At 48.4% G+C, this 12,369-nt stretch carries 12 protein-coding genes; 7 read left to right on the top strand and 5 right to left on the bottom strand.

The window, feature by feature from the left end; translation table 11 throughout:
- Positions 1 to 65: 65 nt before the first annotated feature.
- The 3 genes from PN462_RS10260 to efp all read right to left on the bottom strand — a co-directional run bounded on the left by PN462_RS10260 (position 66) and on the right by efp (position 1,661).
- Positions 66 to 467: an ArsR/SmtB family transcription factor gene (locus PN462_RS10260; RefSeq protein WP_272128074.1), complete on the bottom strand. Its 402-nt coding sequence runs from the start codon at positions 465 to 467 to the stop codon at positions 66 to 68.
- Positions 468 to 539: 72 nt separating this feature from the next.
- A complete protein-coding gene (gene accB, locus PN462_RS10255) occupies positions 540 to 1,025 on the bottom strand; it encodes an acetyl-CoA carboxylase biotin carboxyl carrier protein (RefSeq protein ID WP_272128073.1) in 486 nt (161 codons plus the stop codon).
- 75 nt (positions 1,026 to 1,100) lie between these two features.
- Entirely contained in the window at positions 1,101 to 1,661 is a 561-nt protein-coding gene (gene efp, locus PN462_RS10250; protein ID WP_272128072.1) for an elongation factor P, read from the bottom strand.
- Between the two features lie 169 nt (positions 1,662 to 1,830).
- Between efp and PN462_RS10245 the strand changes: the two genes are divergently transcribed.
- Complete coding sequence (locus PN462_RS10245; protein WP_272128071.1) at positions 1,831 to 2,949, top strand: peptidylprolyl isomerase; 1,119 nt, start codon at positions 1,831 to 1,833, stop codon at positions 2,947 to 2,949.
- 292 nt (positions 2,950 to 3,241) lie between these two features.
- On the top strand, positions 3,242 to 4,288 hold the full coding sequence (gene thiL, locus PN462_RS10240) for a thiamine-phosphate kinase (protein WP_272128070.1): 1,047 nt from the start codon (positions 3,242 to 3,244) through the stop codon (positions 4,286 to 4,288).
- A 230-nt stretch (positions 4,289 to 4,518) separates the two neighbouring features.
- Here thiL and PN462_RS10235 read toward each other — a convergent pair whose 3' ends face one another.
- Positions 4,519 to 5,535 (bottom strand): type I glyceraldehyde-3-phosphate dehydrogenase, encoded by a 1,017-nt coding sequence (locus PN462_RS10235; RefSeq protein ID WP_272128068.1) that lies wholly within the window; start codon positions 5,533 to 5,535, stop codon positions 4,519 to 4,521.
- Between the two features lie 746 nt (positions 5,536 to 6,281).
- On the opposite strand from PN462_RS10235, the gene murC reads away from it, so the two are divergent.
- The 5 genes from murC (at position 6,282) to PN462_RS10210 (ending at position 10,581) form a co-directional block, all read left to right on the top strand.
- A complete protein-coding gene (gene murC / locus PN462_RS10230) occupies positions 6,282 to 7,859 on the top strand; it encodes a UDP-N-acetylmuramate--L-alanine ligase (RefSeq protein WP_272128067.1) in 1,578 nt (525 codons plus the stop codon).
- Between the two features lie 82 nt (positions 7,860 to 7,941).
- Complete coding sequence (murB, locus tag PN462_RS10225) at positions 7,942 to 8,910, top strand: UDP-N-acetylmuramate dehydrogenase (protein WP_272128065.1); 969 nt, start codon at positions 7,942 to 7,944, stop codon at positions 8,908 to 8,910.
- A 148-nt stretch (positions 8,911 to 9,058) separates the two neighbouring features.
- A complete protein-coding gene (locus PN462_RS10220; protein ID WP_272128063.1) occupies positions 9,059 to 9,415 on the top strand; it encodes a YbaB/EbfC family nucleoid-associated protein in 357 nt (118 codons plus the stop codon).
- Between the two features lie 294 nt (positions 9,416 to 9,709).
- Positions 9,710 to 10,048, top strand: coding sequence for a photosystem II reaction center protein Psb28 (psb28, locus tag PN462_RS10215; protein WP_272128061.1), 339 nt, complete (start codon positions 9,710 to 9,712; stop codon positions 10,046 to 10,048).
- A gap of 26 nt (positions 10,049 to 10,074) precedes the next feature.
- Complete coding sequence (locus PN462_RS10210) at positions 10,075 to 10,581, top strand: MogA/MoaB family molybdenum cofactor biosynthesis protein (RefSeq protein WP_272128060.1); 507 nt, start codon at positions 10,075 to 10,077, stop codon at positions 10,579 to 10,581.
- A gap of 294 nt (positions 10,582 to 10,875) precedes the next feature.
- Here PN462_RS10210 and PN462_RS10205 read toward each other — a convergent pair.
- Positions 10,876 to 12,369 (bottom strand): TolC family protein (locus PN462_RS10205; protein ID WP_272128059.1); only part of this gene is annotated, 1,494 nt, incomplete at its 5' end.

The raw sequence follows: 12,369 nt of genomic DNA, 5'->3' as shown, positions 1-12,369 counted from the left end.
CCTCCATCTCCTCCATCTCCTCCATCTCCTCCATCTCCTCCATCTCCTCCATCAACTATCAACTATCAACTATCAACCTGCTGTTCCAAGGGGAAAACAGAACTCTGAGACGATAAGCGATGATAGGCTAAACTATAATCTCGAAACTGTTGGGCTTGTTCCTCGATGCGGGAGGCCAAGCGATTACAGACTAAATTGCATAACTCAAAAATCAGAGGGTCTTCGACTCGATAATAAGCCGATGTTCCCTCACTGCGGCGACTCAATACGCCCGCTTGCAGCATGACCTTTAAGTGTTTCGAGACGTTGGCCTGGCTCGTTTGTGTGGCTTCGACCAACTCTTGAACACACTTCTCGCCATCCCGCAAGAGGTTTAAAATCCGTAGGCGCATCGGTTCACTGAGAATAGCGAAATATTCCGCTAACTGCTGGACGACTTCTTGGGATATTGGTTTAGCAAATGGCATAAAACGCTCACCAAGTATTGATCCCCAAATCTTAACAGCCTCTCCCTTGGATAACAATAGGGAAATTTATGATTAATTGGGATTGACCCGCATTAAGGCTTGTCCATACTCAACAGGTTCTCCATTTTCCACCAAAATCTCTAAAATCTGTCCAGAGACTTCTGCTTCGATTTCGTTCATCAGTTTCATGGCTTCGATAATACAGACAGTTTGCCCCGATTTGACTTGATCCCCAATGTCCACAAAGGGGGACTCATCGGGGGCTGGGGATCGATAAAATGTTCCCACCATAGGCGAGGTGATCTCCACCCCTTTGGGTTCGGATGTGGGGGGAGGTGTGCTGTCGGTGGGAGGGGCTGAGGGGGGAGATTGGTTGGCCGTTGGGCTAACCGGGGGCATCATAGCCACGGTTGATCCTTCAGCCATGGTCATCCCTTGGGGGGGTGAACCTTTTTTCACGGTGAGTTCAAACTCATCGCTTTTCAGGTTCATTTCCACAATATCGGTTTGCGCGATCGCGGCTATCAATTCACGGACTTGCTGGTAATCAATAGGCACAAGTCAAATTCCTATAGCGATTTTCATTACAAAGGGTTGGGTGAGACAGGTGATTGAACTCACCCAAAGAGCGTCCTAATTCTCACGACCGAGATAGGTATCATTGCGGGTGTCAATTTTAATCTTTTCTCCCACAGAAATAAAGAGTGGGACCATTACCTGGGCTCCGGTTTCGACAATAGCAGGTTTTGAGCCACCTGTGGCGGTGTCCCCTTTCACACCGGGATCCGTTTCGGTGACTTCTAAGACCACTGAGGTGGGGAGTTCAACTTCTAACACTTGATCTTCCCATGTGACCACATTCACTTCCATTTCTTCCTTGATATATTTGACGCGATCGCCAATTTGCTGCTCCGTTAACCGCACTTCATTAAAAGTCTCCATATCCATGAACACCAACTGATCAACATCCCGATAGGTATGCTGCATAGTCCGTTTTTCTAGGTTGGCTTGGGGAACCGTTTCCCCGGCCCGAAAGGTTCGTTCTACGGTGTTCCCGGTTTGAACATTTTTCAGCTTAGTGCGAACAAAGGCCGAACCCTTCCCCGGTTTCACATGAAGGAATTCCACCACTCGCCACACACCGCCATCTAATTCAATGGTGACACCAGTTCTAAAATCATTACTTGAAATCATGGGAGTTACGACGCAGGTAAACACAATCCGCAATCCATTTTACCCCTGTCGGTGATTCTCTCAGTCGGAAAATGGGCAAGAAACAGAGGAAACAGTATGGCAATATGAATAGGGAACTCAAGTGAATTGCCGCCTAACGGCTCAAACGACATTAAACCTATTAAACCTTATGAAATTCTTGAAAATTCCCTCTTGGATTGCCAAACGCCAACAGGTCTGGCGGGGACTGGCGATCGCGCTCCTCTTTTGCCTTCTCTGGGCCAGTACCAGTCAACCCAGTTGGGCCGCCCGCAAAAGTCAACTCGCCCAAGGCAATGCCGTCACAGACCCCACCGCCATTTTGCGGTACGCCCTTCCCATTGATAACGAAAAAGTTTATCGTCTCCAAGCCAGTCTCGAAAATATCGCCTACGACTTACGCAGCAAACGCTGGAGTCAAGTCAACAGCGATATCAAAAATGCTGCCCTCGTCCTCGACTATGGCCAAGACAAAATCCTCAAAGACATTCCCCAAGACCGCCAAGAGACAGCCAAAAGCTATTTAGAGGAACTCAACGGCAAAATTGATCTTCTCCAAGAAGCCGCCAAAAACAAAGACAAAGAAGCCGTCTGGACCACTCGCCGAGAAATGCTCAACACCGTCACCGAGTTAGAAAAACTAATGGTGACAGGCTTCCCCTTTGAAATTCCCGAAGAATTTGCCGACCTTCCCCAGTTAAAAGGCCGGGCAACGGTCAAAATTGAAACCAACCGAGGACCTTTAAAAGTCCGCCTCGATGGCTACAGTGCGCCCATTAATGCCGGAAACTTCGTGGACTTAGTACAACGAGGCTTTTATGACGGCTTAGAATTTTTCCAGAATCAAGACTTTATCCTACAAACCGGAGACCCCCCGGGCCCTGAAGAAGGATTCATCGACCCCGAAACGGGAGAATATCGTGCCATTCCCCTAGAAGTCTTAGTGGAGGGAGAAGACAAACCTCTCTATCAAATTACTATGGAGAATGCCGGACTGTACTTAGAACGTCCCGTACTGCCCTTTAATGCCTATGGGGCCTTAGCCTTAGCCCGTCCCGGTGATAACCCCAATGGCGGCTCATCTCAAGTCTTTTTCTTCCTTTTTGACAGCGAATTAACCCCCCCTGGGTTTAACCTCATGGATGGTCGTTACTCCGTGTTTGGCTATCTCATCGACGGGAAAGAAGTCCTCGAAAAACTCAAACCCGGTGACAAAATTATCTCGGCTGAGGTCATTGAGGGGAGTGAAAACCTTGTGAACAAAGGATAATGGATAATTGCTTGATGAGCTACTGTCCTGAAACCTCCCTCACCAAGGCGTGATGGGAACATCTCATCTGTTATCTCTGTTTACCGTTTCCTGGGCAAGGTTTAACCCGTTTTAACGGGTTTGAGCTATGAGCCTTGGGTTTTAACCCAAGGTTCTCATGGATAATGGATAATGGACGATCGCCTAGGGTTTTAACCCAAGGCTCTCATGGATAATGGATAATGGACGATCGCCTAGGGTTTTAACCCAAGGCTCTCATGGAGAATAGACAATTGTCTCTTGTCTTGGTATAATGAAATCCAACAAACAACAACCAACAACTAACAACCGACAACACACTGACAGCCCGACTGTTAGTGAATTGGGAGAGCAGAGCTTACTTGCCATTGTGCAGGGGTTCTGCTCTTTTGATGTTGTGGGGGATGATGGGGCGTTGTTGGCAGTGGAGGGGAGACAGTCACTGGTTGTCACCAGTGATACTTTAGTGGATGGGGTGCATTTTAGCGATCGCACCACTCCCCCCTTTACCGTCGGTTGGCGGGCCGCAACAGCCAATTTATCCGACTTAGCCGCCATGGGAGCATCTCCCCTCGCACTAACAGTAAGTTTAGGTTTACCCTCTGATCTACCTGTAGCTTGGCTCAAAGAATTATATCGGGGGTTAAGAGACTGTTGCACCAATGCCATTTTCCCCCAAAGCACTCCCCCCACAGCCAGTATTATTGGCGGTGATCTCTGTCGTTCCCCAACTCTTACTATTGCCATTACGGCCTTAGGTCAAGTTCCCCCCCACCAAGCCATTCGCCGTCACACTGCTAAACCGGGGGATCTGTTCGTCGTCACCGGGACTCATGGGGGGTCACGGGCCGGGTTAGAATTATTGCTGCATCCTGAGCAGGGTGCATCCCTCTCGGTAGAGGAGCGTGAACGCCTCATAAAAGCGCATCAGACCCCGAATCCCCGCTTTGATGCCATATCTACCCTTTGGGGGCTAAATCCCCCCTCAAATGTTGCAGGAATGGATAGTAGTGATGGTTTGGCCGATGCAGTGATTCAAATTTGTCGGGCCAGTGGGGTGGGGGCGAAGCTATTTCAAGAGGCGATTCCGTTTCCCCTTGGACTGGAGAAGTTCGTCTCTCTGGAGAAAGCCTGGGACTGGATATTTTATGGGGGAGAAGATTTTGAGTTGGTTCTTTGTCTCCCCCCAGATATTGCTCAGGGTTTGGTGGAGCAGTTGGCGGGGGATGCGGCAATTATTGGGGAGGTGACGACGGAGTTGGATGTTGTTCTGGATAACGAGCAAAAATTGACTCTAACTCAGGGGTTTCAGCATTTTTAGTGAACCTTTAACAATTAACAATTAGCAATTAACAATTAACAATTAACTTTCGGAGTAGAGGGGAGAAACCGGGTTTCTATCTCTAGGGGACTACAACACCGCACAATGGGCTAGAGAAACCCGGTTTCTAGGTCTTTTCTAGAAATTGAAAAAGAGGGGGTAAGGACTCCCTCACTCCCTCCTATTAGACAAAAATCAATCAAAAATCAATCAAATTACTCTAGATTGACTTAACCTTGCCATTTTTCAGAGACTAACTCAGCTAAGTCCACAACGCGCTGAGAATATCCCCACTCGTTGTCATACCAACCGACAACTTTCACCATATCGCCACCTAACACCATAGTTAAGCTCGCATCAGCAATAGAGGAGTAGTTGGTTTTCCGGTAGTCTGTGGACACTAAGGGTAAATCGTTATAACCTAAGATGCCTTGGAGAGAGCCTTCAGAAGCATGGCGTAATGCGTCGTTGACTTGTTCTGCGATCGCATTTTTCTCCACTTGGACCACAAAATCCACAATAGACACATTAGGGGTTGGTACACGGAAAGCTACCCCATTTAACTTTCCTTGCATTTCAGGGATAACCAGTGCCACAGCTTTGGCGGCCCCGGTACTGGTGGGGACAATATTCACCGCAGCGGCCCGGGCCCGACGTAAGTCGCGGTGACTCGCGTCTAAAATCCGTTGGTCTCCGGTATAACTGTGGGTGGTGGTCATTGTTCCTTTGACAATGCCAAAGTTTTCATGAATCACCTTGACAATGGGAGCTAGACAGTTGGTGGTACAACTGGCATTACTGATAACTTTATGCTTCCCATGCTCATACTCGTGATGGTTTACCCCCATCACATAAGTTGCAATATCACCGCCTTTCCCAGGTGCTGTGATTAACACTTGTTTGGCCCCGGCCTGGATATGTTTAGAGGCTCTCTCCTCCGTCACAAAAACCCCGGTAGATTCCACCACCAGGTCGATGTCCCATTCTCCCCAAGGGAGGTTTAATGGATCACGATCCGATACGCATTTAATCGTTTTGCCATTAACGGTGAGGGAATTCTCATCTGCGCTAATGTCTGCCCCTAACTTTCCGAGCATAGAGTCATACTGGAGGAGGTGGGCGTTAGTTCTGGGATCAGAGGTATCGTTGACACCAATAACTTCTAATCCTGTATTTTCACGCTCTAGCCAACAGCGTAAAAAATTCCGTCCGATACGTCCGAACCCGTTGATTGCTACTCTAATCACTGCGTCTTGCCCTCTGTCTTCACGCTCAACATTATTAAATGAATCTTAATACCCAAAATAATATCGCAAAGGCTGCCCAATTCTATGGAGCTTTCTAGGAAAAGTTACAATTTTCTGTTTGTTTGCCACTGATCCCCTTACGCTCTTGATGGCGCGATCGCTCGTTACCGAACAATAGCTTCCCATCTTTGGCAGCTTTGCCTTATGTCACATTCAGGATTTAGTGACTGAACTGAGACAGCATTCTAGTTGCTGACTCAGGAAACTTCAGTCGATTCGGTGCTTATTGTACAGTAATCAGTAACCCGTAACCAGTAATCAGTAAGCAGTAATCAGTAGTATATCTCCCCCATCTCCCCTTTGTGTCCTTTGTGCCTTTGTGGTTCAATTCCCCAACTATCAACTCCCCCATCTCCCAACTCCCAACTCCCAACTCCCCAGAGAGAGGGGAGAAAAGTTGGCAGAACTGCCAAGAGTCGGCACAATAACATAAACAAGAGCAATCAGGAGCAAGATGGAGAGAGACAACCTCAGAAAGTTTCCGGATTAACAAAAAAACCCCTAGGGGAATGATAAAAACTATCCAAATGGAAAAAAATCGGCTATATCAATAATGAGACCTTTAGGCAATCAGCCTCAATGGATAGAAAATTTTGATTGACTGTACCTCGAATCAGCGATTCTTGATAAGATAGCGCGTGTTGTCGAGACAGCATGGTGTGTGGTGTGGTGTGTAAGGAGTTTTGATGTCTAAGATTGTAAATTTCCAGGGCAAGCCCTTCCATTTTATCGGTATTGGTGGAATTGGGATGTCCGCGATCGCGTATATTCTAGCAAAGCGCAATTTGCCTGTCTCTGGCTCAGATTTGCGCTCTAGTCATATTACCCAACGTTTAGAGTCCGTGGGCGCACATATTTTTAATCATCAAGATGGGGCCAATTTAGAATATTTCCAACAAACCCCGGTGGCCATGGAGGAGGTGGTGACAACGGGACGGACAACGGAGCGAGAAATGACAAATGGCCATAGGAGCAATGGCCATAGGGGCAATGGCAAGACCTATGGGGGGGAAGCCTCGTCCCTCCTCACGGTTTTACCCGAAGCCACCCATTTACCCCAAGTGATTTGTTCAACGGCGATTAAAGATAATAATTCGGAGTATCAGGCGGCGAAAAGTAAAGGCTGTCCGGTGTTCCATCGGTCTGATGTGTTGGCAGCCCTCATTGAAACCTATAACAGCGTAGCCGTAGCGGGGACTCACGGCAAAACGACGACCAGTAGTTTAATTGGTTATATTCTCTTACGCGCGGGGCTTGATCCCACCATTGTTGTTGGGGGAGAAGTAGAGGCCATTGGGGGGAATGCTCGCCTGGGAGAGAGTGAGTATTTAGTGGCCGAGGCCGATGAGTCTGACGGCTCTCTGGCCAAATTTAACCCCAGTATTGGGATTATCACCAATATTGAATTAGACCACCCAGATCACTATCAAACCCTTGATGAGGTCATCCAAACCTTTCAAGTCTTTGCAGAGCAATGTGACACTTTAGTGGGATGTCTGGACTGCGAGATTGTTCAGCGTGCCTTTAAACCTGCGATTAGTTATAGTCTTGATCCAGAGAAAAAGGCCGATTATACCGCCACTCATGTCCATTATCAGAATGGCACAATGACCGCCCAGATTTGGGAAGGGAATCGCTGTTTAGGAGAGTTGGCATCTCAACTGCTGGGAGCGCATAATTTAAGTAATAGCCTGGCGGCCATTGCCGTCGCTCGTCATCTGGGGATTGAATTCGAGACCATTGCAGCGGCCATTGCCTCCTTTGAGGGGGCCAAACGTCGCTTTGAGAAGCGGGGAGAAGCCCAAGGCATCACCTTCATTGATGACTACGCCCATCACCCTAGTGAATTGCAAGCCACCCTGAAAGCGGCTCACCTCCGCATTGAGGAAGGATTGGCCCAACGGCTCGTCGCCATCTTTCAACCCCACCGTTACAGCCGCACCCAAGCCTTTTTAAAAGACTTTGCCCAATCATTTCAGGATGCGGATTTAGTGATTATTACCGGGATTTATAGTGCCGGAGAACCCGACTTAGGGCAAGTCAGTAGTCAACACCTGGTTGATGCGATCGCAACCCACCATCAATCCACCCATCAATCCACCGATAGCCCCTCGGTGTTACACTGCCCCAACTTGGCAGAAATGCCCGCCTTTCTACAAGAATATTTGCAAACTGGGGATTTAGTTTTATTTCTGGGTGCAGGAAATCTCAATCAGATTATTCCCCAAATGCTGGAGTTATACACCACTCAAGCAACGGTTTAACCTGAAGTGTAACTGGGTTAACTGGATTAGATCGCTCTCTATCAACTTATAAATCACCGCCGCAGCCAATTGGAAAAGCACTATGACACTTTCATCTGATGCGCCTAGCACCACCAAAACTGTTTTTTACGCCGGGAAATCCTTTGAGCGCGTCCCGGTGCAACTCGCGGGGAGCGATTGTCTGATCCGTCCCCATGTTTCCTTGGCCAGTTTAACCTCCTTTCGGGTTGGGGGCCCCGCAGAATGGTATGTTGCCCCCCGCAATGGTGAAGACTTACAAGCGAGTTACGCTTGGGCCGAGGATCACTCCCTACCGATCACTTTTTTAGGAGCAGGGTCTAACCTTTTAGCCAGCGATCGCGGCCTCCCCGGCCTCGTTATCGCCACCCGACACCTCCGCCAAACCCTCTTTTCCCCCGAAGAAGCCCAAATTACAGTCGGGGCTGGTGAACCCATTGCCCGCATTGCTTGGCGAGCCGCCAAACGGGGCTGGAAAGGACTCGAATGGGCGGTAGGCATTCCGGGAACCCTCGGGGGCAGTGTGGTGATGAATGCAGGAGCGCATCGTGCTTGTATGGCGGATTACCTCGTCAGTGTATTGTTACTGAAACCCAATGGGGATATTGAGCGAGTCTCTGTTGATGACTTAGAGTACAGTTACCGCAGTTCAATCTTACAAAACGATCAACGGCTAGTGTTACAAGCCACCTTACAACTGCAACCGGGATTTGATCGCGCTGAATTAATTGCCCAAACCACCCGCAACCTAAAACACCGTAAACAAACTCAACCCTATCACCTCCCCAGTTGTGGTAGTGTCTTCCGTAACCCCGATGAGTACGCCGCCGGATGGCTCATTGAACAATTGGGGTTAAAAGGATACCAAATTGGGGGAGCGCAAATTGCTCACCGTCACGCCAACTTTATTCTCAACTGTGGGAACGCGAAGGCCAATGACATTTTGCAGTTGATCCATTATGCTCAAGAGAAAGTGGAGGAACATTGGTCTTTACTCTTACATCCCGAAGTGCGAGTATTAGGGGAGTTTTAAGGGGGAGCGCGTGATTCTTCAAGGTCAAGGCTGCACGATGCTCTAGGGGAGATATTGGGCTACTGCACCTTGGCCAAAGACCATTCTCCGCTACCATAATTAGTTACGACTACTACAATCAGGATCAACGTCACTTTAAAAATACACAATGACTCAAGGACAAGGACAAGGAAAAGGATTTGGCTTCGGTTTAGGCAAAATGAAAGAATTAACCGAGGCGTTTAAGAAAGCACAACAAGTGCAACAAGAAGCCAAACAACTCCAAGATGAATTGGAGCAAATGGAGATTGAGGGCCAATGCGAAGATGGCTCTGTCACCGTGGTATTAAGTGGCAACCAAGAACCCCGCACTGTCAAAATTAGCCCAGAAGCGATGGAGAATGGGGCAGAGAAGTTATCTGAATTGGTGACAGAGGCGATGAAAAACGCTTATGATCAGTCCACAGAAACCATGCGAGGCCGGATGGAAGAATTAACCAGTGGGTTAAATTTACCTGGAATGTAACTTTCTGTTATGGCCCTCACCCCCCCTCTCCCAAGGGTGGGAGAGGGGTTGGGGGGTGAGGGTGAGTGTCTGAAATAACGGTTTCTCGTTTCCAAATTTGTTACCTTTTCTCAAATAGACCTGTGTGGGAAGATAGGAGAGAAGAAAAGGTGACTCCCCTCGTTGAAAGCTAGACATTGATTGACATTGTTCGATTTTTGTTGACCTAGAAAAATAGTCTACTAGAGGTTAACCCCTCCGGCTAAGAGGGGATATAGTGTCATACTTGGCTCAACCGTTAAAAGGAAAATTGCAATGACCGCAGAAATCCAATTTGCTAAAGGCATTACCGAAGAAGCTGTCCCAGATGTGCGCATTACCCGTTCTAAAACTGGAGACACGGGGACGGCGACCTTTTATTTTGAACAGCCTAAAGCCCTCGAATTACAAGAAGGGGGAGAAATTACTGGGATGTATCTCATTGACGATGAGGGGGAAATTTCCACCCAAGAAGTGAAAGGAAAATTTGTCAATGGACAGCCCTCCGCCATTGAAGCGGTTTTGGTGATGAAAAGTGCAGAGGAATGGGAACGGTTTATCCGCTTTATGAATCGTTATGCGGAGGAACAAGGACTGGAATTGACTCGCTCTTGATGTCTCTCTACCTGGTTTACAGATAGATGGTTCAACCGCATCCAGATTCCTCAAAAACTGCGATCGCGTGTGCAGTCCTCACTATTAGTGATACTCGCACCCCAGAAAGCGATCGCAGTGGAACTTTGCTCCAAGACCAATTAGTGGCTGCGGGCCACCGCATCCCCGCTTATACCCTGCTTCCTGATGAACCGCAACGCATTCGTCAGCAGGTTCAACAGTGGGCTAAACAAGACGATATTACGGTGATTCTCACCAATGGGGGAACGGGAATCGCACCGAGAGATACCAGTTATGATGCGATCGCGCCTCTCCTAGAAAAAACCTTACCCGGATTTGGTGAAATTTTCCGGTTTTTAAGTTATCAAGAAATCGGCTCACGTGCGATCGCGTCTAGAGCCACTGCCGGGGTGTATAACAAGACCTTAATTTTTGTCTTACCGGGATCAAGTAATGCCGTGAAACTTGCCCTAGAACAACTGATTTTACCGGAATTACACCATTTGACCCGGCAACTTGTGCCACCCTCTTAGCAATTAGCAATTAGTAATTAGCAATTCATCATTAGTAATTAATAATCAACAATTAACAATTAACATAATCATTCAGATGTCACACCGTAGTTATTAAACAAAACCACCTAGATACTTACCTTTAGACTCTTAATCATTGTAGGGTGGGCAATGCCCACCTAGAGATAAATCGTTAACTTTTCCGTTAGTCTATCAACCCGTTTTCAACGGGTTTAAGCTATTAGCCTTGGGTTTCAACCCAAGGGATATTACAACCAACAACCAACAACAAAAAAACCAATAACCAATCAACAACTAAGGCTGATCAAACAAACGATTATTCGGTAAATTACTCACCGCCCGTTGTAACGAAGCCAGAGCGCGATTATAACCAATAATCGCCGTTAACAGATTATTTTGCGCTCGCGTCACCTCCGTTTGAGCATCGATCACATCCGTTTGTGTTCCCACTCCCGCTTGAAACCGTAAGCGAGCCAAACGTAAACTCTCCTCCGCCAACTGAACCGCCACCGTCGCCGTTTGGATATTTTCATCCCGCGCCCGTAAATTAGCATACGCCTCCTCAACCTCTAGGCGAATTTCATTGCGCCGTTGCTCAAAATTGGTCTCGGCAATTTCAATATCCAATTCCTCCTGTTCGCTGCTGGCCTTCGCTGCACCGCCATCAAAGAACGTCCACTGTAACCTAGCTCCCAAAGCATACCCATCCGCCGGGCCAAAATCATCATCAAATCGCCCCAAAAAATTATAATTGGCAAACAAACTCACCTGGGGACGAATATCCGCCAAAGCCGCCTGTCGCTGTTGCTCATCAATCTCCCGTTGGGCCAACTGCTGCTCCAACTCCGCCCGGTTACGATAGGCCAACACAATAGTTTCCTCTAGGGATAAATCCCACTCTCCCGCCCGTTCAACTTCATCCGCCGCCCGGACTTCCGCCCGTTGGCCAATATTGAGAACTTGGGCTAACTGACGTTGGGCAACCTGTTGGTTAGCACTCGCTGATCTTAACGCTTGTTCACTGTTGGCTAAGTCCACTTGGGCTCGTAAAACATCAAAACGAGTCCCTAACCCGGCTTGTTCGAGCAGTTCGGCATCTCGTAAAGTTTGTTGGGCATTATCCACCGCCGCCTGTTCAATGGCCACCTGAGAATTAGCCTCTTGCACCCCATAATAGGCATTGGTGACATTGAGCCGCAGTTCATGGGCAACTCGTTCGACTTCTAATTGGTTAAAGCGGACTTGTTCTTCGGCTTGGCGGATGAGGGCTGACCGTCTTCCCCCGGTATAGAGGTTATAGGTTAATTCTAGGGTGGCATCAAAGGCCGTTGTGGTGGTATCTCCCCCGCCTAACGTCCCACCGGTTGCCCGGTTGGAGAGTTCGCTTTGGGCCGAGTCAGTCTGGGTGAGGCTCATTTGCGTCCCCAAGTTGGGTAAACGCGCTGCGAGGGCTTGCCGTAACCCGGCGCGGGCTTTTTCTAAATTGAGCCACGCCACCCGAAAATTCGGGTTATTTTGACGGGCTAAGAGAATGGCTTCTTCGAGGGTGATGGGTTGGGAGATATCCACCGTGACTTCTTCGGGTTGGGTGGGGAATAATAAAGGATTACTACTAGGGGAGAGGTTCTCAGGGGGCAGTATTTCGGCTTGAGAGGCAGGAGGACTTAACAGAGGGGCGGCTTCCTCCATCACTTCATCGGGGTCCACTTGTGCGTCTTCCTCTCCTGGAAATTCTAGGTCTTCACTGGGAGAGGTCATTTCATCTTCTAGGGGCGGTAAGTCAAAGGG

It is taken from the genome of Spirulina sp. CS-785/01 (genome assembly GCF_028330525.1).
Lineage (GTDB): Bacteria > Cyanobacteriota > Cyanobacteriia > Cyanobacteriales > Spirulinaceae > JAQMSD01.
The sequence above is the reverse complement of the archived record's forward strand: the minus strand, read 5'-3'. Positions and strand labels throughout refer to the sequence as shown.

Bases quoted from the DNA above. Each gene is read 5' to 3' on its own strand.
- PN462_RS10260 (WP_272128074.1), bottom strand. From the start codon at position 467: ATGCCATTTGCTAAACCAATATCCCAAGAAGTCGTCCAGCAGTTAGCG.
- efp (WP_272128072.1), bottom strand. From the start codon at position 1,661: ATGATTTCAAGTAATGATTTTAGAACTGGTGTCACCATTGAATTAGAT.
- PN462_RS10245 (WP_272128071.1), top strand. From the start codon at position 1,831: ATGAAATTCTTGAAAATTCCCTCTTGGATTGCCAAACGCCAACAGGTC.
- thiL (WP_272128070.1), top strand. From the start codon at position 3,242: ATGAAATCCAACAAACAACAACCAACAACTAACAACCGACAACACACT.
- murC (WP_272128067.1), top strand. From the start codon at position 6,282: ATGTCTAAGATTGTAAATTTCCAGGGCAAGCCCTTCCATTTTATCGGT.
- murB (WP_272128065.1), top strand. From the start codon at position 7,942: ATGACACTTTCATCTGATGCGCCTAGCACCACCAAAACTGTTTTTTAC.
- PN462_RS10220 (WP_272128063.1), top strand. From the start codon at position 9,059: ATGACTCAAGGACAAGGACAAGGAAAAGGATTTGGCTTCGGTTTAGGC.
- psb28 (WP_272128061.1), top strand. From the start codon at position 9,710: ATGACCGCAGAAATCCAATTTGCTAAAGGCATTACCGAAGAAGCTGTC.
- PN462_RS10210 (WP_272128060.1), top strand. From the start codon at position 10,075: ATGGTTCAACCGCATCCAGATTCCTCAAAAACTGCGATCGCGTGTGCA.